28 protein-coding genes and 7 tRNA genes are annotated in these 26338 nt (G+C 57.8%); 24 read left to right on the forward strand and 11 right to left on the reverse strand.

All coding sequences use genetic code 11. The annotated features are described in order from the left end of the window. Positions 1 to 93: 93 nt before the first annotated feature. Genes dhaK through dhaM form a run of 3 tightly spaced genes read left to right on the forward strand, consistent with a single transcriptional unit; the run spans position 94 to position 2452 of the window. Positions 94 to 1095 carry a dihydroxyacetone kinase subunit DhaK gene (gene dhaK / locus HMPREF3153_RS02405; protein ID WP_070419920.1) on the forward strand — a complete coding sequence of 334 codons (1002 nt, stop codon included), beginning with the start codon at positions 94 to 96 and terminating at the stop codon, positions 1093 to 1095. A gap of 46 nt (positions 1096 to 1141) precedes the next feature. Then, positions 1142 to 1753 (forward strand): dihydroxyacetone kinase subunit DhaL, encoded by a 612-nt coding sequence (dhaL, locus tag HMPREF3153_RS02410; protein WP_005529138.1) that lies wholly within the window; start codon positions 1142 to 1144, stop codon positions 1751 to 1753. Between the two features lie 3 nt (positions 1754 to 1756). Then, positions 1757 to 2452 (forward strand): dihydroxyacetone kinase phosphoryl donor subunit DhaM, encoded by a 696-nt coding sequence (gene dhaM / locus HMPREF3153_RS02415; protein WP_070419921.1) that lies wholly within the window; start codon positions 1757 to 1759, stop codon positions 2450 to 2452. Between the two features lie 25 nt (positions 2453 to 2477). On the opposite strand, the gene HMPREF3153_RS13120 is transcribed toward dhaM, so the two are convergent. Continuing rightward, positions 2478 to 3077, reverse strand: a complete 600-nt coding sequence (locus tag HMPREF3153_RS13120; RefSeq protein ID WP_256364732.1) for a DUF2891 family protein — start codon at positions 3075 to 3077, stop codon at positions 2478 to 2480. Between the two features lie 62 nt (positions 3078 to 3139). After that, on the reverse strand, positions 3140 to 3547 hold the full coding sequence (locus tag HMPREF3153_RS13125) for a DUF2891 family protein (protein ID WP_200896681.1): 408 nt from the start codon (positions 3545 to 3547) through the stop codon (positions 3140 to 3142). Between the two features lie 203 nt (positions 3548 to 3750). Between HMPREF3153_RS13125 and HMPREF3153_RS02425 the strand changes: the two genes are divergently transcribed. From HMPREF3153_RS02425 to HMPREF3153_RS02445, 5 genes are all read left to right on the forward strand, one after another. Beyond that, on the forward strand, positions 3751 to 4884 hold the full coding sequence (locus tag HMPREF3153_RS02425) for a sensor histidine kinase (RefSeq protein ID WP_246817153.1): 1134 nt from the start codon (positions 3751 to 3753) through the stop codon (positions 4882 to 4884). Continuing rightward, entirely contained in the window at positions 4881 to 5558 is a 678-nt protein-coding gene (locus HMPREF3153_RS02430; RefSeq protein WP_070419923.1) for a response regulator, read from the forward strand. Before HMPREF3153_RS02425 ends, HMPREF3153_RS02430 begins: the two co-directional genes overlap by 4 nt. A 73-nt stretch (positions 5559 to 5631) precedes the next feature. Then, positions 5632 to 6546, forward strand: coding sequence for an ABC transporter ATP-binding protein (locus tag HMPREF3153_RS02435; protein ID WP_070419924.1), 915 nt, complete (start codon positions 5632 to 5634; stop codon positions 6544 to 6546). Then, positions 6543 to 7289, forward strand: coding sequence for an ABC transporter permease (locus HMPREF3153_RS02440; RefSeq protein ID WP_046645355.1), 747 nt, complete (start codon positions 6543 to 6545; stop codon positions 7287 to 7289). The genes HMPREF3153_RS02435 and HMPREF3153_RS02440 overlap by 4 nt, the downstream gene beginning before the upstream one ends. Before the next feature lie 4 nt (positions 7290 to 7293). Continuing rightward, positions 7294 to 8037 (forward strand): ABC transporter permease, encoded by a 744-nt coding sequence (locus tag HMPREF3153_RS02445; protein WP_046645356.1) that lies wholly within the window; start codon positions 7294 to 7296, stop codon positions 8035 to 8037. Positions 8038 to 8177: 140 nt separating this feature from the next. Here the strand turns inward: HMPREF3153_RS02445 and HMPREF3153_RS02450 are convergent, their stop codons facing one another. After that, positions 8178 to 9614, reverse strand: a complete 1437-nt coding sequence (locus tag HMPREF3153_RS02450; protein WP_070419925.1) for an RNA polymerase sigma factor — start codon at positions 9612 to 9614, stop codon at positions 8178 to 8180. 207 nt (positions 9615 to 9821) lie between these two features. Further along, entirely contained in the window at positions 9822 to 10583 is a 762-nt protein-coding gene (gene ppgK / locus HMPREF3153_RS02455; RefSeq protein ID WP_070419926.1) for a polyphosphate--glucose phosphotransferase, read from the reverse strand. A 35-nt stretch (positions 10584 to 10618) separates the two neighbouring features. On the opposite strand from ppgK, the gene HMPREF3153_RS02460 reads away from it, so the two are divergent. Both HMPREF3153_RS02460 and HMPREF3153_RS02465 read left to right on the forward strand, forming a co-directional pair. Then, positions 10619 to 11482, forward strand: a complete 864-nt coding sequence (locus HMPREF3153_RS02460) for an inositol monophosphatase family protein (RefSeq protein WP_070419927.1) — start codon at positions 10619 to 10621, stop codon at positions 11480 to 11482. 107 nt (positions 11483 to 11589) lie between these two features. Further along, on the forward strand, positions 11590 to 11880 hold the full coding sequence (locus tag HMPREF3153_RS02465) for a DUF4193 domain-containing protein (RefSeq protein ID WP_005529162.1): 291 nt from the start codon (positions 11590 to 11592) through the stop codon (positions 11878 to 11880). Positions 11881 to 11990: 110 nt separating this feature from the next. On the opposite strand, the gene HMPREF3153_RS02470 is transcribed toward HMPREF3153_RS02465, so the two are convergent. After that, entirely contained in the window at positions 11991 to 12521 is a 531-nt protein-coding gene (locus HMPREF3153_RS02470; RefSeq protein WP_070419928.1) for a DUF3093 domain-containing protein, read from the reverse strand. A gap of 77 nt (positions 12522 to 12598) precedes the next feature. Between HMPREF3153_RS02470 and dut the strand changes: the two genes are divergently transcribed. The 5 genes from dut to dxs all read left to right on the forward strand — a co-directional run bounded on the left by dut (position 12599) and on the right by dxs (position 18212). After that, entirely contained in the window at positions 12599 to 13072 is a 474-nt protein-coding gene (gene dut, locus HMPREF3153_RS02475; RefSeq protein WP_034656850.1) for a dUTP diphosphatase, read from the forward strand. Positions 13073 to 13130: 58 nt separating this feature from the next. Continuing rightward, positions 13131 to 14036 (forward strand): DUF3710 domain-containing protein, encoded by a 906-nt coding sequence (locus tag HMPREF3153_RS02480; RefSeq protein ID WP_070419929.1) that lies wholly within the window; start codon positions 13131 to 13133, stop codon positions 14034 to 14036. A gap of 47 nt (positions 14037 to 14083) precedes the next feature. Next, on the forward strand, positions 14084 to 14815 hold the full coding sequence (locus HMPREF3153_RS02485) for a DUF3159 domain-containing protein (RefSeq protein ID WP_188311245.1): 732 nt from the start codon (positions 14084 to 14086) through the stop codon (positions 14813 to 14815). Then, entirely contained in the window at positions 14808 to 16121 is a 1314-nt protein-coding gene (locus tag HMPREF3153_RS02490) for a class I SAM-dependent RNA methyltransferase (RefSeq protein WP_070419930.1), read from the forward strand. Before HMPREF3153_RS02485 ends, HMPREF3153_RS02490 begins: the two co-directional genes overlap by 8 nt. A 153-nt stretch (positions 16122 to 16274) precedes the next feature. Further along, positions 16275 to 18212: a 1-deoxy-D-xylulose-5-phosphate synthase gene (gene dxs / locus HMPREF3153_RS02495; protein ID WP_005529173.1), complete on the forward strand. Its 1938-nt coding sequence runs from the start codon at positions 16275 to 16277 to the stop codon at positions 18210 to 18212. Between the two features lie 11 nt (positions 18213 to 18223). On the opposite strand, the gene HMPREF3153_RS02500 is transcribed toward dxs, so the two are convergent. Further along, the gene (locus HMPREF3153_RS02500; protein ID WP_049064414.1) at positions 18224 to 19468 is read right to left on the reverse strand and encodes an HRDC domain-containing protein; all 1245 of its coding nucleotides are present in this window, start codon (positions 19466 to 19468) and stop codon (positions 18224 to 18226) included. Positions 19469 to 19569: 101 nt separating this feature from the next. Then, positions 19570 to 20187, reverse strand: coding sequence for a DUF3000 domain-containing protein (locus HMPREF3153_RS02505; RefSeq protein ID WP_049064423.1), 618 nt, complete (start codon positions 20185 to 20187; stop codon positions 19570 to 19572). 281 nt (positions 20188 to 20468) lie between these two features. Between HMPREF3153_RS02505 and hemQ the strand changes: the two genes are divergently transcribed. Next, the gene (gene hemQ / locus HMPREF3153_RS02510; protein WP_046645424.1) at positions 20469 to 21170 is read left to right on the forward strand and encodes a hydrogen peroxide-dependent heme synthase; all 702 of its coding nucleotides are present in this window, start codon (positions 20469 to 20471) and stop codon (positions 21168 to 21170) included. Between the two features lie 118 nt (positions 21171 to 21288). Here hemQ and msrB read toward each other — a convergent pair whose 3' ends face one another. The 4 genes from msrB to HMPREF3153_RS02530 all read right to left on the reverse strand — a co-directional run bounded on the left by msrB (position 21289) and on the right by HMPREF3153_RS02530 (position 23775). Next, positions 21289 to 21702, reverse strand: coding sequence for a peptide-methionine (R)-S-oxide reductase MsrB (msrB, locus tag HMPREF3153_RS02515; protein WP_046645365.1), 414 nt, complete (start codon positions 21700 to 21702; stop codon positions 21289 to 21291). Positions 21703 to 21711: 9 nt separating this feature from the next. Next, entirely contained in the window at positions 21712 to 22914 is a 1203-nt protein-coding gene (locus HMPREF3153_RS02520) for a glycosyltransferase family 87 protein (RefSeq protein ID WP_239662622.1), read from the reverse strand. A 10-nt stretch (positions 22915 to 22924) separates the two neighbouring features. Continuing rightward, the gene (locus HMPREF3153_RS02525) at positions 22925 to 23602 is read right to left on the reverse strand and encodes a dihydrofolate reductase family protein (protein ID WP_049064416.1); all 678 of its coding nucleotides are present in this window, start codon (positions 23600 to 23602) and stop codon (positions 22925 to 22927) included. 98 nt (positions 23603 to 23700) lie between these two features. Further along, a tRNA-Val gene (locus HMPREF3153_RS02530) sits at positions 23701 to 23775 on the reverse strand. Between the two features lie 279 nt (positions 23776 to 24054). On the opposite strand from HMPREF3153_RS02530, the gene HMPREF3153_RS02535 reads away from it, so the two are divergent. From HMPREF3153_RS02535 to HMPREF3153_RS02570, 8 genes are all read left to right on the forward strand, one after another. Continuing rightward, positions 24055 to 24130 (forward strand) — tRNA-Gly (locus tag HMPREF3153_RS02535). A gap of 47 nt (positions 24131 to 24177) precedes the next feature. Further along, positions 24178 to 24249 (forward strand) — tRNA-Val (locus tag HMPREF3153_RS02540). Positions 24250 to 24294: 45 nt separating this feature from the next. Further along, positions 24295 to 24370: transfer RNA gene (locus HMPREF3153_RS02545), tRNA-Gly, on the forward strand. Between the two features lie 30 nt (positions 24371 to 24400). Next, positions 24401 to 24471, forward strand: a tRNA-Cys gene (locus HMPREF3153_RS02550). Between the two features lie 29 nt (positions 24472 to 24500). Continuing rightward, positions 24501 to 24572: transfer RNA gene (locus tag HMPREF3153_RS02555), tRNA-Val, on the forward strand. 36 nt (positions 24573 to 24608) lie between these two features. Beyond that, positions 24609 to 24684 (forward strand) — tRNA-Gly (locus HMPREF3153_RS02560). A gap of 351 nt (positions 24685 to 25035) precedes the next feature. Further along, entirely contained in the window at positions 25036 to 25599 is a 564-nt protein-coding gene (locus HMPREF3153_RS02565) for a copper resistance CopC family protein (RefSeq protein ID WP_049158845.1), read from the forward strand. Between the two features lie 19 nt (positions 25600 to 25618). Then, a complete protein-coding gene (locus HMPREF3153_RS02570) occupies positions 25619 to 26290 on the forward strand; it encodes a copper chaperone PCu(A)C (RefSeq protein WP_005529190.1) in 672 nt (223 codons plus the stop codon). The last annotated feature ends 48 nt before the right edge of the window (positions 26291 to 26338 follow it).

Consider the following 26338-nt stretch of genomic DNA (forward strand, 5'->3'; position numbering starts at 1 on the left):
GGGCTGCGTTCATCTATGCGGATCCGCGTGTAGGCTCGGCACTGTTATTACCAGTGAAAATTGGGTTAATTCGACATCCCAAGGAGATTCGTGATGAAAAAGCTCATCAACTCACCGGAAAACGTAGTGGCGGAGTCTGTAGACGGCTTCGCGCTGGCACACGGCGACATCGTCAAGCGCTTTACGGAGCCGCTGTTTGTGGCGCGTGCGCAGAAGAAGAACGAGGGCAAGGTTGCGATTGTCTCTGGTGGTGGCTCAGGCCATGAGCCGCTCCACGCAGGCTTCGTGGGGCACGGCATGTTGGATGCGGCGGTGCCGGGCGCGATGTTTACGTCGCCGACGCCGGATGCGATCCAAGCGGCGACCGACGAGGTTAATGCTGGCGCTGGTGTGCTCTACATCGTGAAGAACTACACCGGCGATGTTCTAAACTTCGATACTGCCGCTGAGCTGGCTGAGTTTGATGACATCGAGGTCAGCCAGGTCATCGTTGATGATGACGTCGCGGTGGAAGACTCCACTTTCACTGCGGGCCGTCGCGGTGTGGCGGGCACGCTTCTCGTCGAAAAGCTTGCGGGCGCCGCGGCTGAGCGCGGCGATGATCTAGCTGCTGTCACGGCAGTGGCGAAGAAGGTCGTGGAGAACACTGCGACCATGGGTGCAGCACTGAGTTCTTGCACTGTGCCGCACGTGGGCAAGCCTTCCTTCGACCTCGCAGATGATGAGGTTGAGCTCGGCGTCGGTATCCACGGTGAGCCGGGCCGCAAGGAGATTCCGTTGGTCTCCGCGGACGATGTCACTGATCATCTCATGGAGCCGATTCTTGCCGACCTGAAGTTGGCAGAAGGCGAGCGCACCATCGTCGTAGTCAACGGCATGGGTGCCACCCCGGCATCGGAGCTCTACGTGGTCTATCGCCGGGTGGCACAGCTGCTGGAGAAAGCCGGCGTAAGCATCGAGCGCTCCCTCGTGGGCAACTTCGTAACCAGCCTAGACATGGCGGGATGTTCCGTGACCGTTATGCGCGCTGATGATGACGACATCGCGCTGTTCGACGCCCCCTGCCATACCGCCGCACTACGCCAAGGAGAATAAAGTGACTTCTGTGGAAACTTTGAACACCGAATGGGCCCTGGCTTGGATGAAGGGCTGCGCGGAGCAGGCCCACGAGCACCGCGAGGAGCTCATTGAGCTTGACCGTGTCATCGGCGATAGCGACCATGGCGAAAACGTGGATCGTGGTTTCCGTGCTGTCGTTGAGAAGCTTGAAGCAGATGCTCCCGCAAGCATCGTGGATGTGCTGAAGCTGACGGCCAAGACTCTGATGTCCACCGTCGGCGGTGCATCTGGTCCGCTTTTGGGAACTGCATTCCTGCGCGCTGCTAAGTCAGTCGGCTCCGACGAACTCGATAGCGCTGGTGTTGCTGCACTTATCGAGGCTGCACTCGAGGGCATCACCACCCGTGGTAAGGCCGCCGAAGGGGAGAAAACCATGGTTGATGCGTGGGCGCCGGCGGCGCGTGCTGCCCGCGAGCAGGCTGATGCCGGGGCGGGAGTTGCCGACGTTCTGCGCGCGGCAGCCAATGCCGCAGCCGAAGGCGCCGAGGCAACCATTCCACTCGTTGCCACCAAGGGCCGTGCTTCCTACTTGGGCGAGCGCTCTGCTGGCCACAAGGATCCAGGTGCTGCTTCGACCGCGCTGTTTATCGCTGCAGCAGCGGCGGCGGCAGCCGCCGCTGTAAAGGAGGGCTAGGGCATGGCAGAACCGAAAGTGGGCCTGGTCCTGGTGTCGCATTCCGCAAAGCTGGCCGAAGGCCTTGCTGAGCTGGCTGGGCAGATGGCAGCTGACGTGCGTATCGCAGGCGCGGGTGGTCTAGCGTCCGGTGAAATCGGAACCTCGTATGACCTCATCGAGTCAGCTATTAATGACCTGCTCGGTGAAGGCCTCGCAGTTGTCGTTCTCACCGACTTGGGCTCGGCAACGATGACCGTTGAGTCGGTGTTGGAGTTCCTCGACGATGAGCCGGTAAAGTTCGTGGACGCGCCGCTCGTGGAGGCCGCTATCGCTGCGGCTACCGCGGCACAGCAAGGTGATGACCTTGACGCAGTTGCTGTTGCTGCCGAGCGCGCCATCGAGGTGTTCGTGCCAAAGCAAGTGGCGGAAGGCACGGCAGGCGTCGCAGACGGCGATGCATACTCACGGTCGGCAACCGTGGCTGATGCTGCAGGTCTCCATGCACGCCCTGCAGCGAAGGTAGCTGAGATGGCCGCGGAGGCAGCGGGCGACATTGTCATTGCATTCGATGACGACCGAGCTGATGCCGATTCGGCCATGATGCTGATGTCCTTGGGCGCAGCCCAGGGCGACACAGTAACGGTTAGCGGTCAGTCTGTGGACAAAGAGATCATCGATAAGATTGCTGACGCCATCGCGGAAGGACTCGACGGCTAGGTCGAAAGCAGATGGCGGCTGCAGGCTACTGGCGCGCCCACGGGTGAGGGACGTTCAGGCGCTCAGCTTCCAGGTGTGCTTCCCAAGCAAAGGTGGCAAGCCAGTGCGAAGACATGTAGTCACCGGTGATTGCGGCTTCGAGGCCTGGCGCGAGAAGCTCGGCGCTGCGCTCGCGGATGGTTTGCGCAAGCTCTGGGTGCGTATCCTTCGTAGCTTCGAAAATGCGCAGCGCGCTAGCCAGGACAGTCATGCCAAGGCCGTAGAGGAGGACCTGGTACCCGTCGGTCGGATCAAAAACCTGTGCAGGCTTCAGGATGTGCGAATCGGCATACAGGCGTGCCAGGAAGCCCTCTGCCCAGTTTGCGAACTCGGCGTCGTCAAGCACATCAAGCATCAGGTCTGCCTCGCACAGGCCAGGGGAGAGGAAGTCCTGTCCGCTGCGCTCCTGCTCGAACTCCCAGGCCTTGTCTTCGGCGAAGAATTTCTTTGCAGTCGCAAGGATTTCCTCCACAACGTCCTCGCGGCCCAACTCCTTCGCCGCCTTCATGATCCGCTTCAGGTCGAACGCGGTGTTGGTGTGCAGACCGTGGCGGACTGGCTCGGAGGCTTTGCCCAGCCAAGACAAGGTGTTGTCGAATACCGCATCGGCCAGTGGGGCTACGCCCTCGGCCAGGGCCTGGAGCTCGATTACTGGGGAAACTTAAGCTCGGATGCCAACTGTACTGCCCATGCCCAGCCGTATGGGCGCTCCCACGTCGGGTTAGCGCGCAGGTAGTCGGCCTCGGTCTTGATGTTCTCCGCGATCAGGTGGTTCTCGAGGATGCGCAATGCCTCTTTGCGCCAAGCGCCGGAAGCATCCTCGTCGGAGGAAAGGAGGCTGGAAAGCAGCCAGTGCATGTGGACGCTCGAGTGCCAGTCGAAAGAGTTACCGAAGCTCGGGTGGAGCTCATCCGGAGTCCTATTATCGCTGCTCGAGGTCTGCACATGATGGGAAGCGTATGGGTAGATACGCGTGACGTTGTCGATGGCAACTTGGGCAAGCTGCGCTACCGGAGAATCAGAGTGATGCTCAGCGTCATGAGTAACTGCGTTCACGAGCGTTCCTTTCAGTCTGTTCTGTAATGTTGCTCTCGTCACGGTATCCCAAGACATTAGTTTGGGTCGCAGATTTCCTAACTTTGGCTGCCCTAATTTGTGGAGAATGAGTTCTATTTGGGCCCGGCCTTGGATAAAAAATGGCCGGCGAAATCGTACTCAGGCATGACTACTTAACTCATCGAACCGGATAGCGTAGAGGCGTGGAAGTCTTTTCTGATAGGCGAATGATTCGTGACCTGGCGGTGTCACTTTTATGCGGAGCGGCGTCTCTCATCGGTAGGGACCTGATGTCCCGGCCGCTCTTTGACTACCTGATTATCGCCTTGGTTGTGCTAGTGCCAATTATTAGCAGGCGGTGGCCACGCCTGGTGGTCTTCGTTGCATCAGTGGTGCTCTTCGCCAGCCTGTTCCAGGTGGAACTCACCGTAGGCATCATATTCCTTGCGGGGCAGGTCGCTTACATTATTCGCCGCAGGCTGGAAGCGCCCCTACGGCGAATATTGACTTTAGGGATGCTTACTGCGGATTTTGTCGGCGTATTTTGGGTGAGCCAAACGGTACAGGAAGCAGCACAGGATATTGCGCGGCGCCTTTTCCTCGTGGGCTGGAGCCTACTGGTCCTTGCGGTATGTATGCTGGTGGGTGAACTGCGTAGGAGAGCAGAGGAAGAACGCACACGAGAGATTTCGCGTGCTTTAGAGAAACAACGCCTGGAATTCGAGAAAAGCTCGACGGAACAACGGGCGTTCATCGCACGCGAGATCCATGACGTCGTCACGCACTCGCTATCGGTCATAGTTGCCCAGGCCGATGGGGCGCTCTACACCAAAGACACGGAAGCGCAAGAAGAAGCTTTGAAGTCTATTTCCCGCGTGGGAAGGACCTCTTTGAGGGAGATGCGGGGAGTCGTGGGCTTGCTGCGCACAGGGGAAAAGCGCGGCACTCAACCGATGGCGGGATTCGGTGATCTTTCAGAACTTATTAACAGCGTTAGAAGCGCCGGCATTGCTGTGGGATATCGCTGCACAGGAACGCCACCTGAAGAGCTTTCCGCCGCGACGTCACTAAGTCTGTACCGAATTGTCCAAGAGGCTTTGACCAATGCAAACAAACATGGTGGCGGGCAAGCAGACGTACTAGTCGAATGGCTTGAAGGTATCGTCCGCCTTGAGGTACGCAATGGATATATGGGTGATGCTCGAGGAGAGGGACATGGCATTGCTGGCATGAAGGAACGAGCGGAGTTGGTTGGTGGCACCTTCAAACAGCGCAGTGACGCTGGCACATGGATAGTAGAGGCAGAGTTACCCACCGTAGGAGGAAGTAGGCAATGAAAGTCGGATTGGTAGATGACCAAGTTCTCTTCCTGCACGGGATTGCCCAGATCATTAGTTCGCAGCCAGACATGGATGTTATCTGGCAAGCAAACAATGGCGAAGATGCGCTGACCCAATGCGCGGCCACGCCTGCTGATGTGGTGCTCATGGATGTACAGATGCCTGTGCGCGATGGAATTAGCGCCACCGCTGAAATCGCATCCACTCTTCCGGAAACGAAGGTCATCATTCTGACAACCTTCGATGACGAAGACTATGTAGTAGCCGGGCTGCGAGCAGGAGCGAGTGGCTTCGTGCTCAAGGACGCAGAACCAGAGGAGCTACTAAGCGCGTTGCGCACTGTCTATCGCGGAGACGCGGTAATCTCACCCCGCGCTACTAAGCGCCTTGTCCACAGTATGCGGGATGACTCCACGGACACGCTGAGTATTAGCGGCACAGACCGTCGGGTACTTGAATCGCTGACTGCCCGTGAACAAGAAATCCTTGAAGCAATCGGGATGGGATGGTCAAACACAGAGATAAGTGAGCGGATGTTCATCTCTATGCCGACCGTCAAGACACACGTTGGACGAGTGCTCGCCAAGACTAGTTCTAGGGACCGTGTACACGCAGCTCTTTTCGCCTATCGCACAGGATTTGTCTCCCGTGCTGACCTGCTTAGCTCCTAATACCCCGGTATGACTCGCAAAATCGTGCCTCGCGGCGATGTGCGGCGTAGGCGCGCCGGGCAACGATTGAGTTATGAGCACAGAATATGTTGTCGAAACTCAGGGTTTGACCAAGGAATATAAGGGATTCAAGGCCGTCGACGGCCTTGATATGGCAATCGGCCACGGTGTCGTTCACGGATTGTTGGGGCCAAATGGTTCGGGCAAGTCCACGACCATGAAAATGCTTTTGGGTCTGGCAAAGCCGACCGAGGGAAGCATTAGCTTGTTCGGTGAGCCTTTCGGGCCTAAGACGCGCAGCCGGGCCTTGGCCCGCACCGGCTCGCTCATCGAGCAGCCTTCGGCCTATTTGCACCTCACCGGGCGAGAGAACCTGCGCATCGCTGCGCGGCTTCTACGCGCTGAAGCAGAAGACGTGGATCGCGCAGTGCACCTCGTGCGGCTGGAAAAGCAGCTGGACAAGCAAGTAGCGAACTATTCCTTGGGCATGAAGCAGCGCCTCGGCATCGCAATGGCTATGATCCGTAACCCGCAGCTTCTGATCCTTGATGAACCAACGAACGGCCTTGACCCTGCCGGTATCGAAGAGATTCGCAATCTCATCGTCAGCCTCGCTGCCGATGAGGGGCGAACGGTATTGGTTTCGAGCCACCTTCTCTCGGAAATCGAAAAGATGGCTAGTGAGCTGACCATTATCAATCGCGGGCAGTTGCTCTTCCAAGGTACAAAGCAGGAGCTTTTCCATTCCCAGCCGCCTGAAGTCTATATCGAAACCCCGAACCCCAAGGAAGCGGCGCAAGCACTCGCGGGTATCTCAGTGCGCTTTGTAGAAGGCGGCATTCGGGTCCCGAACTTAAGCGAGCGCGACGTCGCGGGGGTTTGCGAGCAGCTCGTCAACCACGGCGTGCCCATCTACCAGGTACTAAGAACGCACCGCAGTCTCGAAGAGATCTTCATTTCGATTACGGGACGAGGTGGCTTGCAATGATGCTGCAGAATGAATATGCCAAGATGCGGCATACCCGGATGCTGCCGCTTGCCCTTGCCGTCACGCTCGCCATCGTTGCCTTTTCCAGTATGAATCTGGTGAGTGAGCACACCGCCGAACAATTTCAGCAAGATCCACATAGTCAATGGGGCGGACATCTCCTTGGCTACATCATGGTGACAGCCTTCATCACTCCGGTGCAGGTGGCATTGTTAGCCAGCCGCGCAGCCGATGTAGAGCATCTCCACGGTGGCTGGCGGCTTAATTCCATCGCCGGGTACCGCCGCGGTGGTCTGCTCCGCGCGAAGTTCGCAGCTTTAGCCCTTGTCCTAGCCGCAGTAAAGGTAGTTGAATTGCTCGCGGTCTTGACCACGCCATTCCTCTTTGGCGCACAGTCGATTGATTCGCCCGGCACATGGGTTCTCACAGCAGCTGGTCTATATGGAACCTCGTGCGCACTGATGGCGATTTTTTTGTGGCAGGCAGCACGCGTGGAATCCCAGCTCGTGGTGCTCAGCACTGGGGTAGTAGGCGGCTTCCTCGGTGTGGCAGGAATGCTTTCCCCAACCGCGGTCACGCTCATTAATCCCTTCGGCTACTACGCAGTCCTATCCCCATTTACCTTCCGCCCCGAAGGCCTAGTGAGCATCGAACCACTGTGGATTCCATGGGCACTGTTCATCGCCGTTGTAACCGTCATCTTCACCGTGCTTTGTCGCACGCTTGACTCCCAGGAGGAATAAGTTCATGTTTGCTATCGACCTGCTGAAATTTCGACGCTCCTACATATGGGCTGTCATCTTCCTCGTGCCGTCTATAGCAGTCGGCATTGGTGCCGCGAATTATCACGCTAACTTGGCGTTACTTAATGCCGGATGGGCAAGCTATCTTTCCCAAGCAACGCTGTTCTACGGCCTAATCTTTATGACTGTGGGAGTGGCCGTCATCGCTGCAGCTGCCTGGCGCCTGGAACACCGCAACCACAATTGGAACACTATTTTGACCTCACCGCGCTCGGCGGGAGAAGTAGTCGCGGCCAAGTTCTTCTCCATCATGGTCCTCATCGGGCTAATGCAGGCGGTGTTCATTGCGCTAGCCTTAGGCATTGGACGCGGCTTAGGAATACAGGGAGAGATTTCGCCTCTCAACTTGAGCGCGCTGTTCCTAGCAATCATCCCGGCGTTCGCAGTCGGGGCCTGGCAATCCTTCTTCTCGATGATCTTTCGCAGCTTTGCCACGCCCGTGGCGATTTCACTTGTGGGTGCGATTGCCTCAGTTGGAATTCTCTACAGCGGTATTCGGCTCATACCGATGCTGCTGCCACCGGCTATGGTTACGTCGACGATTTCGCTCGGCAGTACCGCCTTCGGCGCAGATGAAACTCCTGATGTGCGCGGTATCGCGTTCAGGATGGCTGTTTCTATCTGCTTCGTCATCGGAGCTTGGAGCGCATCTGTTGCCTGGCTGCGAACCCATGACGTTGAGGCTTAGGACTCATCCTTGGGACTCTTGCTTGTGCCACAGGTGCAAAATGCCCTCGCGTCCCTCCGCAGCTTAGTGCTAACGGGGGAGGCGAGGGCGGCGTCGGCAAGCGTGTGCGTCTTGTCGCTTGCCTTGGCTAGCTTGGCCTCTTAGTCGAGGTAGTCGCGCAAGACCTGAGAGCGCGATGGGTGGCGCAGCTTGGACATGGTCTTGGACTCGATCTGGCGGATGCGCTCGCGGGTAACGCCGTAGACTTGGCCGATTTCGTCTAAAGTGCGCGGCATGCCGTCGGTCAGGCCGAAGCGCAGGCGAACGACGCCGGCTTCGCGCTCAGACAGGGTGGTGAGCACGTCCTGGAGCTGGTCCTGCAGCAAGGTGAAGGATACGGCATCGACAGCGATGACTGCCTCGGAGTCCTCAATGAAGTCACCGAGCTGGGAATCGCCCTCATCACCAATGGTCTGGTCCAGGGAAATCGGCTCGCGGGCGTACTGCTGGATCTCGAGGACCTTTTCCTCGGTGATGTCCATTTCCTTCGCCAGCTCGATTGGGGTGGGCTCGCGGCCCAGATCCTGCAGGAGCTCTCGCTGGATGCGGCCCAGCTTGTTGATGACCTCGACCATGTGCACCGGGATACGGATGGTGCGGGCCTGATCAGCCATGGCGCGGGTAATAGCCTGGCGGATCCACCACGTGGCGTAGGTGGAGAACTTGTAACCCTTGGTGTAGTCGAACTTTTCAACCGCACGGATAAGGCCCAGGTTGCCTTCCTGAATGAGATCCAAGAAAGCCATGCCACGGCCGGTGTAGCGTTTCGCAAGCGAAACGACGAGTCGGAGGTTTGCCTCCAGCAGGTGGTTCTTTGCCTTGCGGCCATCACGGGCGATGGAACGCAGGTCGCGCTTTTCCATAGGGGAGAGCTTGGCGGCCTTGTCGCCCTCAGCGCGGGCCTTTTCCATCTCATCCATGCGGTACTGCGCGTAGAGCCCAGCCTCAATGCGCTTTGCTAGGGAGACCTCTTGCTCAGCGTTAAGGAGGGCGACCTTACCGATCTGCTTGAGGTAAGCGCGGACGGAGTCGGCAGATGCGGTCAGCTGTGCGTCCTTGCGCGCCTGGCGCAGGGTAGCGGATTCTTCCTCGTCCCAGACGGAAGAAGAATCCTCATCGTCGTCTTCATCGTCCTCATCCGCATCGAGCTCGTCCTCAGCATCGCCGAACTCGTCATCGTCCATGTCCGCGTTATCCGGATCGAAGTCCGCGTCATCCTGGTCGGCGTCATCTACCAGCTCGTCTTCGAGCTCGTCAGAAGCGGTCTCGAGCTTCTCCTGCTTTTCCTCAGGAGCGGCTGCGGCCTTCTGCGCAGACTTGCGGACGGTCTTCTTGGCAGATTTCTTCGCAGTCTTGCGAGTTGTCCTCTTGGCCGTCTTCTTAGCAGTCTTTTTAGCCGTTTTCTTCGCGGTCTTTTTGGCCGTCTTCTTTGCGGTTTTCTTGGCCGTCTTTTTGGCGGTCTTCTTGACAGGTGCAGATGCCTCGGTGGCTTCTCCGCCCTCGCCGAGTACCTGGTCTGAAGAATCAGTGGCTGCCACGTACGCCCTTTCGACTTGCTTGTGATTGAAAAACAGCTTGGGTCGCGATAGTCGCGACCACTGAGGTTAATGCTAATCCAGCCCTCATTTGCGCAGGAGAGGCACGCCGTTAGCTGTTTAACTTTGGATCGACGGCCCAGTATAGATGATCTTCGCCGCGAGGCGGTGAACTGGGGTCGAATCCACTGTGGATCTTTGGAGATTACCCTATGGGCGCAAGTTCTGCTGCGCGGCCATAGCGGCACCGACGATTCCGGCCCGATTGCGCAGCTGCGCTGGGGCAACGGGGGTGTCAATACCTACGTGTTCGCCCCACTTGTCCCACTTGCGAGAGATTCCGCCGCCGATGATGAAGGCGTGGGGGTTAAACAGTTTCTCGTATTCGGCAAGTACTTTATTGAGTCGCTTGACCCACTGCTTGTACTTGAGGCCCTCACGCTCCTTTACCGCCGAGGAAGCCTGGTGCTCCGCTTCGGCATCGTCCACCGTCATGTGGCCCAACTCGGTGTTAGGGAAGAGCTGGCCATCGAAGAGGAAAGCCGAGCCAATGCCCGTACCTAGGGTGAGGAAGATGACGGACCCTGTGCGTGCTGCTTCGTCGCCGAAGGCTACCTCGGCAAGGCCGGCAGCGTCGGCGTCATTGAGCACTACAAAAGGCTGGCCCAAGTATTGTGCAAAAAGCTCTTGGGCGTCGACTCCGATCCAGGACTTGTCGATGTTCGCCGCTGAGAGAACTTTTTGCTCTTTGACCACGGAAGGCAAAGTGATGCCAACCGGGCCGGACCATTCCTTTTCCGCCACGATCTGGGCGACAATCTTGGCCACGGCTTCCGGTGTGGATTTCTTGGGCGTGGCAATTTTCAGGCGCTCTCCCACGAACTCACCCGTGTTCAAGTCAACTTCAGCGCCTTTGATGCCGGAGCCTCCGATGTCGATGCCAAAGGAATGGCCAGTTTTAGTGCTAGTCATAAGCCCTAAGTGTAGGCAACGGCATAATTGTTGGCATGAGTAACTGTGAATATGACCCAAATTATCTGGCACAACTGCGTGACTTCGCACGCGATACAGTCCGTGCAGCGGCGGTACGTATTCGCGCCCAACGTGCCGAAATCATTGGCAGCGATGGCTTGGCGGCGCACACGCAGACCAAGAGCAGCGCGGTGGATCCTGTCACCGAGGTGGATCAGTCCACCGAGCGCTTTATTGCTGAGAGCATCCAAAGCCAGCGGCCTGGCGATGGCATCTTCGGAGAAGAAGGGGCTTTCGTTGCCTCTGAAACTGGAGTCACATGGATTGTGGACCCCATCGATGGCACGGTGAATTTCCTCTACGGCATTGAGGAATTTGCCGTGTCCATGGGAGCCGCCATCGACGGTGAGATTGTCGCGGGCGCCGTCATCAATGTTGCACGCGAGACTTTGTATTCTGCGGCGCTGGGGCAAGGTGCCACGGTGGAGTTTGCCAATGGGCAGGTGCGCGAGTTGGCGTGCCGTACAGAGACAGACCCATCGCTTGCCCTGGTGGCAACTGGTTTTGGCTACGCAGCAGGGCGTCGCCAAGCGCAGGCTCAACTTCTGACCTCCATGTTGCCTAGCGTGCGCGATATTCGCCGTATGGGCGCTGCAGCGCTTGATCTGTGCCGCGTTGCGGAGGGAAGCATAGATGCATATTACGAGCACGGTATCAACCCGTGGGATTTTGCCGCTGGGGCAATTGTTGCGGCGGAGGCTGGAGCCGTTGTACGCCATCCAGGTCTGCAAAAATTATCCACTGAGGGCGAGATTACATGGGTCTGCGGGGGTAAACTCGCTCCATCGTTTCAGCAGCTCCTGGCTTCGAAAGGGGCCTTAACGCCGCTGCGGGGGTAATAGTCAAGCGCTTTTCAGTCGGGATGAGTATGACATGAGGCCAATTGTGTTTTAGGATGCGCACGATAAATACCAACCCATCCACATGACTAATAGGGGCGTAGAACATGGCCACCGATTATGACGCACCGCGTCGCCGTGTAGAAGACGAGCTTGAAGCTGACTCCCTCGAGGGCCTCAAGGCTGCTGAGAATGACAACAACGGCATGGACGACGACGGAGAGATTGTTGAGGCTTTCGAGCCGCCATCAGTTGACCTGACCGGCGAGGAACTCAACGTTACAGTTATCCCACGTCAGGAGAATGAATTCACCTGTTCCGTGTGCTTCCTGGTGCAGTCCAACAAGCGTTTCTCCCACGAGGAAGATGGAAAAGCTATCTGCCTTGATTGCGCATAGTTAGGCAGCTCGCTCAAGCTGGCAGGCCGCGTTTCCAGCGGCCTAAAACACCTGCACCCCCGCACTCCGCTGTTCGAGCGGATGGATGCGGGGGTGTGGTGTTTCTAAAGCTAGTGCGGGCTGGGGCGAGCTGCTGGGTCGAGGAAGGCATCCAGCACTTGCTGGGGGTTCTTCGTTGCGATGAGCCAGTAGGGCGTGGGGTCCTCAGGGTCATCGAGCACCAGCATGATGTGCTCATCAATCCACCCATGCGTCACCAAGAATGCAGCCGGGTCGAATTGAGGGCCAAGAGCGTTTCGGCGGGCGGTCTTTGGCACGATCATGGAGCGCTGGACGACGTCGTGTGGAAGCTGCGCGTCTTTGATTGTCAGCCACCGAGTGCCATCGGTATCCTTTTCAACTTTGAGGACCGTGCCCGACCATGCGATGAGCACCCAAATGGCGATTGCGCTTAGTAGCACTGCGGGGATGATGACCCACCAGATGTTGCGGTTAAGGCTTACCGTCGCGGTAGTAATAGCCACGACAAAGGCGGCCATCAGCCAGAAATACCAGGGTACCCACTGGCGCTCTTTGTAAAGGATCTCTGGGGCGGCGGCTGCAGAGCCGCTGGCGGATGGGGAAGCGGAACCGGTATTCATAGACACGGTCTGCCAGTCTAGTCGCTGCCTTCACGTTGTAGTGAAGCGACCATTTAGAGCACGGTAGGCTGGGGCAGGTGAATGAGACCAACCCGATTATTGATCCTGTAAGTCCTTTCGGTCCCGTGAGGGTGCACCGCTTGGATAAAGACTTGCCTTTGCCGCACCGCGCGCATAGGGGCGATGCTGGCGCAGACCTGTGCGCAGCGGAAACCGTAGACATCGCTCCCGGCGAGCGGGTTCTGGTGGGCACTGGTATTGCAATCGCCTTGCCGCTCGGCACCGTGGGGCTAATCCACCCACGCTCTGGTCTTGGCGCCAAGCATGGAATTTCTGTGGTGAATACACCGGGCACCGTCGATGCTGATTATCGTGGCGAGATTAAAGTGTGTCTGATTAATCACGACCTACATGAGACTTTTCACGTTGAGCGCGGCATGCGTATCGCTCAATTGCTTGTCCAGCGTGTTGAGCTCGTCGACTTTGTCGAGGTGGACGAACTTGACGAAACCGTCCGGGGAGCCGCAGGATATGGCTCGACAGGCGTCTAGACTCGCTTCATAAACATCAACCGCTAATTAAGAGTTTCAAGTTTGGAGAAAAACAGCTATGTGGCCGTTTTCTAAGAAAAAGTCTGAAGACCAAGAAGTTAAGGACCAAGAAGTTAAGGACGCCGAGCAAGTAGGCGCTGCTGGCAGCCCTGCTAGCACAGGGCACACTAGCCGCGCAGAAGATGCCCAAGCTGGCGCTGCGGCTGCGGCTTCTCAGGCTGAGTTCACGGCTTTTAGCATCGACCATGACGCCGTTAACGGTGACTCTGGCCCCTTTGACGGCGATTCTGTAAAAATCGAAGAGTTCGATTTCACTGATTTCTCCGTCGGAATCCTAGATCTGGGTTCTATGCGCATTCCTCTGCCAAAGGGGAGTCAGGTGCAGGTGGAGATGGGCGAGCAAGGCCCGAAGATGCTGCACATCGTCAGCGAATTCGGCCGCATGACGCCGGTTGCTTTCGCAGCTCCACGCAAGCCAGGGCAATGGGCAGAATCTGCTGTTGACATTGTCGAAGGGCTGACCCGAGATGGATTTACAGCCCACCCAGAAAACGGCCCATGGGGAACAGAAGTTGTGGGCACAAACCCGAACGGTGAAATCCGCATTATTGGTGTTGATGGCCCACGCTGGATGTACCGTCTAACTTTGGCAGCGCCTGCTGGAAAGCAAGAGGAGCTCGCCGCACTAGGACGCGAGGTCTTTGCCCGTACCTTCGTCTACCGTGGCGAGAACCCAGTTCTGGCGGGTAGTTCGCTGCCAGTGACCTTGCCGCAGCAATTAGCGGAGCAAGTACAAACCGCCATGCAGCAGCGTGCGGAAGGCGGAAGTGCCCCGGCTTCCGGCGCGCCTGGATCTGCTGATGCGGCAAACTCGGCGGCAGCCCGTGATGAAGCAGAAGCGAAGGCTCAGATCAACGATTTGAATAAAGAGACCGCTGCGCAGGACAATAGCGACGATAAATAATTGCGTCCCTATCCATCCCTACAGCACTTCATCGAAGTAGTGCTTTGATGAGCGGTGGATACATAGACAAGAAAGCCGACGTGACGAACCCACAAAGCCATTCAGCCACCCCGACTGAACAAGAAGAAGTAGAGCCGACACTGCTGGAGCAGATGGGAGGCCTATCGGGACTTGTCTCAGCGACACTTCCGGTTGTTGTCCTTATCCCTGTCAATAACGCGTGGGGTCTGGGCCCAGCGTTGCTGGCTGCTCTCGGCGTCGCAGTGCTTATTGCGGTTTGGCGAATCATCCGTAAAGAGACGCTGCAGCCGGCTATCTCAGGTCTGTTGGGCGTAGGCATCTGCGCCGCAATCGCGTGGTTTACTGGTGACGCTAAGGGCTACTTCCTCTATGGCATCTGGATGTCGCTTGTACTTTTCGTCGTTGCGGCAGCTTCCATTTTGCTGCGCTGGCCGCTCGTTGGCGTCATTTGGAAAGGCATAAACGGCGAGGACATGCGCTGGCGCACTGTTGTAAAGGCGCGACGTTCCTATGCCATTGCTACGGCCGGTTGGGCCGTGATTTTCCTCGCGCGATTCCTCGTGCAGAACGCCATTTACAACGCTGACAACACCACCGCTTTGGGCGTGGTCCGCATCCTTATGGGATGGCCCCTGACCGGTTTGGTCACCATCCTCACGATTTGGATGGTGCGCCGCGCCAACGCCGCAGTTGAGGAAGCCTACCCCTCTGAGAGCGAAACTGCCCAAGAAACCATTCAGGAGAAGGTCGATGACTAGTCCGCACACGCACTCGGAGTTCCACGAATCCGAATCTGGCCCCTCTAAAGGTGAAGAACTCCTCTTAGGCGTCGAGCGTATGGCGCACGGTGGCGTGGGCCTGGCGCACGCTGAGGATGGTCGCGTGGTCTTTGTTCCAGGAGCTTTCCCTGGCGATAAAGTCCGGGTAGTGGCTAGGAAGGTCAAGAAATCCTTCATTGACTCCCAGTTAGTGGACATTGTTGAAGCTGGTCCATTGCGCGTCGCGTCCAGCTGCCCAGCGGCCGCGCGCGGGGCGGGATGCTGTGATTTTCACGAACTCGACCCATCCAAAGAGGCGGAAATCAAAGTCGAGGTCTTGATCGATCAGCTTCGTCGCGTGGCCAAGCTCGATGACTCCGAGCTAGCCGCATTAGACGTCGTGGCCCAGGAACTTAGCCCGCAGCGCGGATGGCGCACGCGCGTCAGGCTCGGCGTCGACAAGCAAGGGTGCGCTGGATTGCGGAAGAAATCTTCCACCGAACTCGTCACCGACGTTGCGTGCACCCAACTGGTGCCGGGCCTTGTGGATGGCATCGTGGGAGCCGATGCTCGTCGTTTCACCCCGGGGGCTGAAGTTATTGTAGTCATCGACAGTGCTGGTAACCGCCACGTAGTCGAATCCCGTCGTGCCCCGCGTGGGCGCCGCGTGGAAACCGTCCTAGACGTTGTCGAGGGCTCCGGCGACGTCGTGCAAGCCGCTGACGGCCATGAATTCCGCTTTCCCGCGACAGCTTTTTGGCAGGCACACACCAGCGCCCCAGATTGTTACACGCAACTCGTTCGTGACTGGCTGACTGACAGCAGTGCAGATCCGGCCATGCCAGCAGTGGCATGGGATCTCTACGGCGGCGTGGGCCTGTTTGTACCGGCGCTGCATGATGCACTTGCAGATACCGCATCGCTTGGGCGGCCCCAGGCGCAGGCGCCGAAGATCTACTCTGTGGATTATTCGCCGGCAGCGGCCGCACATACGCAGGAAAGCCTCGCTGCTTACGACGTCTCTTTCCGTAACGCAAAGGTGGAGGCCTGTGCGGCACAACTGCCTGCACCGGGCTACGTAGTCTTTGACCCGCCCCGAACGGGCGCCGGGGATGAGGTTGTCTTAGCGGTGGCGCAGGCGGGGCCGCGTAGCGTTGTGCACGTCGGTTGCGATCCAGCCACCTTTGCACGCGACCTCAAAGCATGGAAAGAAGCTGGTTACGCACTTAAGCGGTTGACCATGGTAAACGCCTTTCCTGGCACGCACCACTTTGAAACCATGGGGCTGCTGCAGCCTGCCTCCTAAGGAGGGGCGCTTGCCACGCATATCGTTGCGCGGCGCGGGCAAGATCTGGGGAAGAATAGGAAACTTCGTCTCAGAAGGATTGCCGTCCGCGGACCGCGAACGGGTACGGTAGTAAAGAACAAGAACTGACAAGAAGGAGAAGAAGGCCGCTCCATGACCATTCTGGATTCCATTGCGTCGCCTCGCGATTTGAAGGCTCTCTCCCCAGCTCAACTGACCCAGTTGGCTGGTGAAATTCGTCAACGTCTGATTGAAAAGGTTTCCGTTACCGGTGGTCACCTCGGACCCAATCTCGGCGTGGTGGAACTTACTGTGGCTATGCACCGGGTGTTTGATTCCCCGCGTGATGCGATCGTCTTCGACACCTCCCACCAGTCATACGTACACAAGATGCTGACGGGGCGGGTGGGTAAGTTCGATACCCTGCGTCAAAAGGATGGTCTTTCTGGCTACACCGATCGCGGCGAATCCGAGCATGACTGGACTGAGTCTTCGCATGCTTCGGCTGCGCTGTCCACGATCGACGGTTTGTCCAAGGCTTTCAAGATTAAGGGCCAGTCCCACCGCAATGCTGTGGCAGTGGTGGGCGACGGTGCCCTCACCGGTGGCATGTGCTGGGAGGCCTTGAACAACATCTCGGCAGATAAAGAGCGCAATGCGGTCATCATTGTCAACGACAATGGCCGTTCTTATTCGCCGACTATCGGTGGTCTTTCTGAAAACCTCGGTCGCATCCGCGCGCAGCATGGATACGACGAGATCATGGCACAGGGCAAGAAGCGCCTGAAGTCAATGGGTTGGGTTGGCGAGCGTACTTTCGACGCCCTCCATGCCATCAAGGACGGCGTGAAGTCGACCGTGATGCCCACGGAGATGTTCCCGGAGCTCGGCATCAAGTATGTCGGCCCGATCAACGGTCACGACATTGATGCACTTGTGCGCGCGTTGTCCTATGCACGCGATTATGACGGCCCGATCATCGTCCACACGGTGACGGAGAAGGGCCATGGCTTTGCGCCGGCCGTCAACGAGCCAAAAGACCAGATGCACTCCACAGGCGCCATCGACCCGGTTACGGGCGTGGCCAAGGGGCAAAAGCAGCCTGGCTGGACCGCTGCTTTTTCTGAGGAACTCATCAAGGCTGGGCAGCAGCGTGATGACATTGTGGCGATTACTGCTGCTATGGCGGGCCCCACAGGCCTGGCACCGTTCGAGGAGCGTTTCCCTGAGCGTTTCTTCGACGTCGGTATCGCTGAGCAGCACGCCATGACGTCTGCTTCCGGTCTAGCGTTGGCAGGAATGCACCCTGTCGTGGCTATCTATTCCACGTTCCTCAACCGCGCGGTGGACCAGGTCATCATGGACATAGCGTTGCTGAAGCTGCCTGTGACTATCGTCCTTGACCGCGCCGGTGTGACCGGCTCTGACGGCCCTTCGCACAACGGTGTGTGGGACATGGCGCTGATGAGCATCGTTCCTGGCATGCGCATTGCTGCGCCTCGCGACGGCGCACGTCTGCGTGAGCTCTTCCACGAGGCGATTGACGTCAACGACGGCCCCACCGTGGTGCGCTTCCCGAAGGGCAACCTGCTTGACGATATCGAGGCAGTAGACCAGCTCGCCGATGGCGTGGATATCATCCACTACAACGATTCTCGTGATGCGAAGGACGCGGATCCCGCGGCCGCGGAGACTCCCGACGTCTTGATTGTTGCTATTGGCGCTATGAGCACGCGATCGAAGAACGCAGCACAGCTTCTGGAGGAACGCGGCTACAACGTGACAGTTGCTGATCCGCGCTGGGTTGTCCCGGTTCCGCAGTCCTTGGTTGGCCTTGCCGCTGACCACGACCTGGTGGTGACGGTTGAGGACGGCATTATTCGGGGCGGTATTGGCTCTATGATCGCGGAGGCTCTCGACGCCGCCGAGGTAGATACGCCGGTGCGCCGCATGGGCGTGGCCAACTACTTCCCGCGTCACGCAAGCCGCGGTGAGGTGCTGGAAGAAAACAACCTGACACCTGACGCGATTGCAGACGCCATCGAGGAGTGGGTTGGTGGCATTAGCGCTGACGAAGTGGAACAGGACTAACTAGCCCCCGCTTAGCCGGCGTAGACGAGCCCTTCTTCCAGAATCGGTTGGAGGAGCTCAATCTGCCATTCACGGACGCCTTCATCGCGCAGGAAGGGGGCGATATCCTGTGGCCCTTTTATCATTCCGCCCACGGAACCAGGCTTTTTCGCTTTCGGTGGACAACCCGCTGCCCATACAACTGCGCGGAGCGTGGCTGGTTTCAAGATGAGTTCCCAGGGCATGGCGACCTCGTCGCCGAGGTCCTCGCACTCCTCGCGGAGGTTTTGGAAAACCTCCCACAGTTCCGGGTAATCCTTAGCCCAGATAGTCTTCGACGGGACCTGGGAGATCGTTCGCTGCTGGCGCGGCCAATCCTGGGGGTCGAGTGCGCGGGCTTTGTTCACGACATCAAACCACTGCAGCGCGGAGCCAGAACGCTTCCTCGGAATACCTTTGATGCGAGCAAACTGTTGCGGTGAATCTGGCAGTGTCCGTGCAATATCAATGAGCACGCGGTGCGGCAGAACTCTATTCGGCGCGGTATCTGTGGAACGGGCAATGGACTCGCGGCGCGTCCACAGGGCCTTTGCTACGGCTAATTGCTCGCCGGTTCTCAGGGAGGACAGCCCCTTCAACCCGCGCCAGGTTCGCTCGGTTGGCTCGGTGACACCTGCGTAGTCATCCACCATCGCGGCGAATTCTTCATAGGCCCAATCTAGTTTGTCCTCTTCGGCCAGAATGTCACGCAGCGCCTCTGCCAGCTCGAGCAGCAACTCGACGTCCAGAGCCGCATAGGCGCGAAGGTTGGGGGAAAGCTTGGGCGCTGACCAGTCAGAATCGCCGTAACCTTTCTCAAGCTCGACGTCGAAAAGCTCAAGAATCATTGCGCCCAGGTTGGGGTGGGCGAAGTCGGCCATGCGCGCGGCCAATTCCGTGTCGAACAAGGTTCCTGGATACAGGCCGAGCCACGCCAGACTGGGAAGATCAGAGGGCGCTGCGTGCACGACCCAATCCTGATCGTTGATTACGGGCGCTAGCGCGGCGCTCAACTCGCTGCGCTTGCCTTCCGGGGCGAAGAGGAAGGTACCGGCGCCAGCGCGGCGGATTTGAATCAGAAAGGCGCGGTCATCAAAGCGATACGAGGATGCTCGCTCAGTGTCGATTGCAAACGGACCCGTGCCCGCGCTGAGGGCGGTGGTAGCGCTGGCAAATTCTGCCGGGCTACGAAGTACCTCGGGAATTCCGTCTTGAGGTTGGGTCCGCAATTCAGTCATGATTGCAGCCTACAAGGCAATGGGCACCACGGCGATAACCAAGGTGCCTATGTGGCGCAAATGTGCGCAGCTGCAGTCAAGCTCCGGGGGAGAAAAAGCGTTTAGCGGCTCAGCTCCGTGACACCCTCAGGTGGAAGGCCAGCCACGTTGGCCAGGACCTGTGCGAAAGCCTCGACATGAGGTGCTAGGTCTAGGCCTTCAGCAGTCCAGGAAGCACGCATCTCGAGCTGGTATGCGCGGGGCGGGCCGCCGATTTCGCCAAAGCGTACGGAAGCCGTGGAGGTCACCGTACCGCCGAGGTTGGTGTGTGTTGCACCGTTGGATTCCATGGCCTCGTTCAGCCATTCCCACGCGACGTCGGGAAGCAGCGGATCGCCCGCTACTGCGTCATCCATGTCGGCCTGGATATAAGCCACCAGGCGCATAGCGCCTTCCCAGGCCTCCTCGGCGCCGGGATCATGGAGGAGAATGAGTCGGCCAAAAGCATCGCCGTCGCTATCAGTAGGGACAATATCGACGTCCGAATCTTGTGCGTCGCCAACTTCTAGTCCGATGGCGTGGCTGTACGGAGCGAGGCGCTGTGGTGGGCGGATTGTTCCCAGCGTGATTTCGGGGCGAAGGCGAGCCGCATGCATGGACTCAACGGCGGCGTTGAATACTGCCGGGGTGGTGTCCGCTTCAGATGCGGAAGAAGCTTTGGCGGCGGCGTGCTCGTGCAGGCTTGTCGGTGCGCCTGCAAGGTTGCTCGAAGTTACGTCGGAATTGCTCACGTCGTTCAAGCTATAGTTTTCCAGCCGGTAGAGGGCGAAGGCGCGCCGTAGCGGGATGGGCTGGCAGGCAATTTTTGCAGGGAAGTTGGCTATGTTTCAGCTACTAACTGAGGGAAAGATGGAAATAGGGCTTTATCCAACTTATGATGGATGGGTATCTAGTTCTCTTTGGGGTCTCGCCCCATAAAGAGAGCGCGAATCGCATCCATTTTCAAAGGAGAATGTCCACCATGGCGAAGGTTAATTTCCAAGAGCTCAACTCTATGCAGCAGTACTCCCAGCATGCGGTATTCAAGGTAATCCCGGGTGCGCTGGGCACGGAGCGCGCGGAGATTGTTACCCAAGCGCAGGAGTTCTTCAAGAATCTCGAGGAAGAGGGCAAGCTCACCGTCCGAGGTATCTACGATCTCTCCGGCATGCGTGACTCTGCAGACTTTATGATTTGGTGGCACGCGGAGGAATTCGCAGACATCCAGAAGGCATTTGCTGACTTCCGTCGTGAGACCACCCTGGGCCAGGTCTCTGAGGTCACTTGGGTAGGTAATGCACTGCACCGCCCAGCGGAGTTCAACAAGTCCCACCTGCCTTCCTTCATCATGGGTGAGGAACCTGGTGATTGGATCGCGGTCTACCCATTCGTGCGTTCCTACGATTGGTACACCATGGATGAGGAAAAGCGTCGCCGCATTCTGATGGAGCATGGCATGCAGGCACGCGACTACCCTGACGTTCGCGCTAACACGGTTCCTTCCTTCGCGCTGGGTGACTACGAGTGGATCCTCGCCTTCGAGGCGCCAGAGCTGCACCGCATCGTGGACCTGATGTACCTGATGCGCTACACCGAGGCTCGCCACTACGTGCGTGAGGAGATTCCTTTCCATACCGGCCGCCGTGTCAAGGATGTTGCTGAGCTCATCGCGGTTCTTCCTTAAGGCGTTGACCGCGAGAGCCACACTCTAAGCTGAGAAAAATCCGCTTTCTTCCCGGACAGTATCGGGGGAAGAAAGCGGATTTTGTGGTTGTGATTGGTGGGCGCAACCTTGCAGTGCGCTATTCGCCGATTGGCTTCTCCTCAAGGGTGAGGCATATCGAGTTGATGCAGTAGCGCAGGTCGGTTGGGGTGTCATAGCCCTCGCCGGCGAAGACGTGGCCTAGGTGGGACTCGCAATTGGCGCACAGGACCTCGGTGCGGGTCATGCCCAGGGAGTTATCGACGCGTTCAATGATCTTGTCGCCCGCGAGAGGGGAGAAGAAGGAAGGCCAGCCGCAGTGCGACTCAAACTTCTCCGTCGAGCGGAAAAGCTCCGTGCCGCAGGCCTTGCATGAGTACACGCCCTCGGTGGTGGTATTGGTGTATTCGCCTACATGCGGCGCCTCAGTGCCTGCTTGACGAAGCACGTAGTATTCCTCGTCGGTGAGTCGATTGCGCCATTCGGTATCGGCAATGAGCTTGAAATCAGTCATGACAAAAGTTTAGCGCTTAACCTTTGGCTCACGCCACCAACCGCTAGTCGAAGCTGCGGTCACCACGATGAGAAGCCCCCAACCAATGGTTGCGGTGAACACGGTCATCCAGCTGCCTGCGACTGGCCAGTGTGTTGAGCTCCATTCCACAGGCGCCAAGAAGAAGAACGCAGCAGCCCAAGCGCCCCAAGTATGGAACACAGAGCGGGGGAGGAGGACCGTAAACAGCATGGGAAATAGCCACATTGAGTAGTACTGCTGACCCAAAGAAGACAGAAAGAAAATGCCCACCATGATGGCGCCCGAGGTCGTAAGGGCCCAGAATACCGGCTCCGACTCCCTCCACTTAAGCAGTCCCAAGATACTCAGAGCCGTGCACACTCCAAGCGCGATCCACAAAGGGTAATACGCAGTAGGAGACAGGCCAAAGTATGCCTGTACGCCAGGCCACGAGGCATTGGCGTAGTCACGGGTGGTTCCGAGGTAGGGCACGAGGTTATCAAGGTAGCCACTGGCGCCTGGGACAAGTGGCCAAGCGATGGCATTGAAAAGCACGGGCACAGCGACGCCGCCAGCGATGTTGATCCAGTCCTTCTTGACCAGCGGCAAGAACAGTAATGGCGCAAATTGCGGCTTGATAAGGATGGCCAAGCCAATAGCTATGCCCGCTGCAACTCGTGGACCGCGCCGCGATTGCAAGATACCCCAGAGGAACACGCTCAACGCCAACAAAAGCAGGCCATTGATATTGGTAAAAGCCAGGGTGTTGATTACGGCTTCAGTCGCGAATGCGGCGACGAGGGCGACTGGAAACACAGGGCCGCGGAGCGAGTACCCAACTACAGTCGTGAGAATCGCAAGCGCCGCGCAAATCGCCAGAGCGTTGGCGCAAATGAAAGCCCCACGGGCAAGCGAGAAATCGGCCATGCCCAGAGGGGAAAGCAGTAGCGTAGCACCGGGATTGTACAGGTAGAGCGGGTCAACGTGATTGTATGCCTGGTCGTAGACAGGCTGGCCATCAAGGAAACGCCGGACGGCATTAAACACCGTGGTGAAGTCATCTGTCGGCGTTCCGTTGAGGGCCACGACGAAGACCCGGTGCACTATTAACAGCAGAGCCAGCGGCCACGCGGCGATCGTCAAGATGTGCCCTGAACGCGCGTGGGGCGGCAAAGCGGCGGCGTCGATAGTGGCAGGACTCTGAGAACTCACGTCATGCAGTTTACGGGCAGCCGCGATGGGCATAGCGCAGAAACACCGTGCCGTCCGCGTCCGCCGCGACGTTCTCAAGCTCAAGCGAAAGTGCAGGGGCCTGCGCAGTTTCCTCGTCGCGCGCATAAACCAGAGGCTGCGCTACAGAGGATGTCAGGTGCGGATCTAGTGTGAGATAGAGCTTGTCTACTAATCCTGCGGCAATGAAGGCGGAGTAGACGCCCGGGCCGCCTTCGCAGACAATGCGCGTCCAGCCTTGTGCATGAAGTGCGGCAACCACAGATTGGATTGAGCCATCACCGGTACCAAGAACCGTTGCGCCTGCCGATTCGAGCCTTTGCGCCGCCGCAGTTCCCACGTTCTCATCGGGGGTCAAAATAAGGGGAGGAGTGCCCACCTGGAAAAGCTTTGATTCAACGTTAAGGTCCAGGGAATAGCTCATCACTGCAATGCGTGCCGCGCCAGGCGACGACCCCTCGTAATCCTCGGCCTTGACGGTGCCCGCCCCCACAACAACTACGTCGCCCCATTTGCGCAGCCCTTGGAAGAGTGCGGCGTCGGTGGCGTTTCCCATTGCATCGGAGGTCCCATCAATTGTCGCGGAACCAGACAGGGTAGATACCTCGATGAGTCGAATGCCTGGGGTGTCGGGCCCAAGGTGCGCGGAAACGTCAATATCGGTGTGCATGGGCTCAGCCTAGCGGAGGGAGGGACCTCAAGGTCGGCTTTTTTGGGGGGACTGAGGCGCAAAAGCCGGCGCCTTTATGCAAGGCGCCGGCTGAGAAATGGTGGTCCTAGCTGGGATTGAACCAGCGACCTTTCCGGTGTGAACGGAACGCTCTCCCACTGAGCTATAGGACCTTGATGTGAGGATGAATTTACACCTTGTTTGGCCGTAAACCATAATCGCCTGGAGGTAGTGGCTGCCACCTGCAGTTTCAGTCGGGCATCCTCGATAAGCGTCGGGTTGGACAGTGCAGGGGTGAATTACCTTCATGTAATTCGCGGCATCGAAAAGCGGCCTAGAATCTGTGGGAAAATAGGTAATTATCCAGCGGATTTGGAAACTCGCGCGGGGCGCGATAATGTTTCTACTCGCACCACGGCAAACAGTTGTTAAGACGGTTTCCGGAATGCAGTGCGGATGTAGCGCAGTTGGTAGCGCATCACCTTGCCAAGGTGAGGGTCGCGAGTTCGAGTCTCGTCATCCGCTCCAAGACGTTCTTGGCTTAGTTCAAGTAGCGTGTTGATAATGAAATATAAGCGCGATTAGCTCAGCGGGAGAGCGCTTCCCTGACACGGAAGAGGTCACTGGTTCAATCCCAGTATCGCGCACTAGGTGTTTAAAGCACCTAGTGGGGTCCGATAAGGATCCCAAATGCGGATGTAGCGCAGTTGGTAGCGCATCACCTTGCCAAGGTGAGGGTCGCGAGTTCGAGTCTCGTCATCCGCTCCAACACATTAGTGTGTGAGGCGGTATCGCCACGGTGGAATGGCCGAGTGGTGAGGCAACGGTCTGCAAAACCGTGCACACGGGTTCGATTCCCGTTTCCACCTCAATTTCTTGACGCGTTTATGCGCGTTGAGCGCGATTAGCTCAGCGGGAGAGCGCTTCCCTGACACGGAAGAGGTCACTGGTTCAATCCCAGTATCGCGCACCGGGTTTCTGTAGGCCCTAAATAAGCTACAGATTTGCGGATGTAGCGCAGTTGGTAGCGCATCACCTTGCCAAGGTGAGGGTCGCGAGTTCGAGTCTCGTCATCCGCTCCACTGGAAGCCTTCCATGCATTGCGCAGGAAGGCTACTTTTTGATCTCTCCTAGTGTCTGTTACTTAGTCCTTAGTCCTAAGCCCTTATAAGCGGAATATAGGCTGCGGATCGTGTGATGGGACACATTTTCAATAGTTGGGGGAACTTAACCGAGGAAGCCTGCGACTACTATGCAGCTGTCGCTAAAGCTGAATAATTTTGCTGCGCGGTTTACTTGGTGAAAAGAGCCACGGCCTCCACAACCGAGGCTTTGCTCTCGCCCATTGACTAAAGCGCGAAATTAACTACTGCGAGTGCGGCGGCTATAGCATGTGATCGATAGTTCGCACCCCGCCTTAAGAGGAGGCTTTCATGCATTTTCGCCGTTCAGCCCGTATTTTTGCTGCAAGTGCTGCGGCATCGATGGTGGCTCTGACCGCTCCGAGTGCGCTCGCGCATGACTCGGTCATCGGCGGCAACGTCGTGAGCGATGCTCCTCTTGAGGAGTTTCCACAGGAAATCACTTTGGAATTCTCAGGGGTACCTAAAGAAGGTTTCAATACCTTTGCCGTTACCAACACTAAAACCGGAGCTGTGCTTTTCGACGCCGAGCCGTCCCTCAATGACCGTGAACTCACGGTCGAGGTGCCCGAAGACGTTAAACCAGGGCCGGGCGAGTACCAGGTTGGTTTCCAAATAACTTCTTCTGATGGTCACGCTACTCGCGGCTCAGTACCTTTCACTGTGGCTGGTGAGGCAGGTAGCAACGAGGTAGCTGAATCCTCGTCTGCCGCCGATGCAGCTGATGCCGCAGACCCAAGTGGTCTGCCACCCGCTGCAAAGTGGGCTCTCGCCGCAGTAGCGCTCTTTGCCGTGGTAGCGGCCGTCATCATGGCAGGTGCGAAGATGCGCCGTAGCAACGATCTCAACTCCTAGATGTAGAAGGATTTTATTAATGAAAACCCGCAAGTTTGTTTTGTCTGCCGTTGCCGTAAGTGCTTTGGCTTTGGCTGGTTGCTCGAACAGTGAGCAAGATTCCACCGCTTCCTCCTCGCAAGAGTCTATGGCGGCAACCTCGGCTGCGTCCTCCTCTGCGACTTCTGGTGCTGAATCTAAGCACGCGGAAGCTGGCGACATTCATATCCATGACGGCGTCGTTCGCGCCATGGCTGAGGATTCTGACATGACGGCTATCTTCGGCAGCATCCACAACGGTTCTGATAAGGACATCACCGTAACCGGTTTTACTTCCTCGATTGAGGCTGACATGTACCAGATCCATGAGGTCGTAGATGGCGTCATGCGGGAAAAGAGCGGCGGCCTCAAGATTGCAGCTGGTGAGTCTGCTGAGTTGAAGCCAGGTGGTGAGCACCTGATGCTCATGGGCGTTAAAGAACCAGTCATGGCCGGCGAGAAGGTTGAGGTCACTCTGTTGCTTTCTGACGGCTCCAAGGTTGAGCTAGGGGAGCTGCCGGTTCGAGAAATTGGCGCTGGTGATGAGAACTACGGTGACATGTCCGGTCACGAGCACGGCCATGATCACGGTTCTGGGATGAGTGGTGAGCACATGCACGGCGATCACATGAGCGAGGCGGCTAACACTAGCGAAGCAAAGCACGCTCACTAAGAGCATCGCTAGAAGGTCCACCGTCGAGGCATACCGTTTTAGGAGGAA

Origin of the sequence: Corynebacterium sp. HMSC06C06, from assembly GCF_001807295.1 — a bacterium.
Lineage (GTDB): Bacteria > Actinomycetota > Actinomycetes > Mycobacteriales > Mycobacteriaceae > Corynebacterium > Corynebacterium striatum.

Bases quoted from the DNA above. Each gene is read 5' to 3' on its own strand.
- dhaK (WP_070419920.1), top strand. From the start codon at position 94: ATGAAAAAGCTCATCAACTCACCGGAAAACGTAGTGGCGGAGTCTGTA.
- dhaL (WP_005529138.1), top strand. From the start codon at position 1,142: ATGAAGGGCTGCGCGGAGCAGGCCCACGAGCACCGCGAGGAGCTCATT.
- dhaM (WP_070419921.1), top strand. From the start codon at position 1,757: ATGGCAGAACCGAAAGTGGGCCTGGTCCTGGTGTCGCATTCCGCAAAG.
- HMPREF3153_RS02430 (WP_070419923.1), top strand. From the start codon at position 4,881: ATGAAAGTCGGATTGGTAGATGACCAAGTTCTCTTCCTGCACGGGATT.
- HMPREF3153_RS02435 (WP_070419924.1), top strand. From the start codon at position 5,632: ATGAGCACAGAATATGTTGTCGAAACTCAGGGTTTGACCAAGGAATAT.
- HMPREF3153_RS02440 (WP_046645355.1), top strand. From the start codon at position 6,543: ATGATGCTGCAGAATGAATATGCCAAGATGCGGCATACCCGGATGCTG.
- HMPREF3153_RS02445 (WP_046645356.1), top strand. From the start codon at position 7,294: ATGTTTGCTATCGACCTGCTGAAATTTCGACGCTCCTACATATGGGCT.
- ppgK (WP_070419926.1), bottom strand. From the start codon at position 10,583: ATGACTAGCACTAAAACTGGCCATTCCTTTGGCATCGACATCGGAGGC.
- HMPREF3153_RS02460 (WP_070419927.1), top strand. From the start codon at position 10,619: ATGAGTAACTGTGAATATGACCCAAATTATCTGGCACAACTGCGTGAC.
- HMPREF3153_RS02465 (WP_005529162.1), top strand. From the start codon at position 11,590: ATGGCCACCGATTATGACGCACCGCGTCGCCGTGTAGAAGACGAGCTT.
- HMPREF3153_RS02470 (WP_070419928.1), bottom strand. From the start codon at position 12,521: ATGAATACCGGTTCCGCTTCCCCATCCGCCAGCGGCTCTGCAGCCGCC.
- HMPREF3153_RS02480 (WP_070419929.1), top strand. From the start codon at position 13,131: ATGTGGCCGTTTTCTAAGAAAAAGTCTGAAGACCAAGAAGTTAAGGAC.
- HMPREF3153_RS02485 (WP_188311245.1), top strand. From the start codon at position 14,084: ATGAGCGGTGGATACATAGACAAGAAAGCCGACGTGACGAACCCACAA.
- HMPREF3153_RS02490 (WP_070419930.1), top strand. From the start codon at position 14,808: ATGACTAGTCCGCACACGCACTCGGAGTTCCACGAATCCGAATCTGGC.
- dxs (WP_005529173.1), top strand. From the start codon at position 16,275: ATGACCATTCTGGATTCCATTGCGTCGCCTCGCGATTTGAAGGCTCTC.
- HMPREF3153_RS02500 (WP_049064414.1), bottom strand. From the start codon at position 19,468: ATGACTGAATTGCGGACCCAACCTCAAGACGGAATTCCCGAGGTACTT.
- hemQ (WP_046645424.1), top strand. From the start codon at position 20,469: ATGGCGAAGGTTAATTTCCAAGAGCTCAACTCTATGCAGCAGTACTCC.
- msrB (WP_046645365.1), bottom strand. From the start codon at position 21,702: ATGACTGATTTCAAGCTCATTGCCGATACCGAATGGCGCAATCGACTC.
- HMPREF3153_RS02525 (WP_049064416.1), bottom strand. From the start codon at position 23,602: ATGCACACCGATATTGACGTTTCCGCGCACCTTGGGCCCGACACCCCA.
- HMPREF3153_RS02565 (WP_049158845.1), top strand. From the start codon at position 25,036: ATGCATTTTCGCCGTTCAGCCCGTATTTTTGCTGCAAGTGCTGCGGCA.
- HMPREF3153_RS02570 (WP_005529190.1), top strand. From the start codon at position 25,619: ATGAAAACCCGCAAGTTTGTTTTGTCTGCCGTTGCCGTAAGTGCTTTG.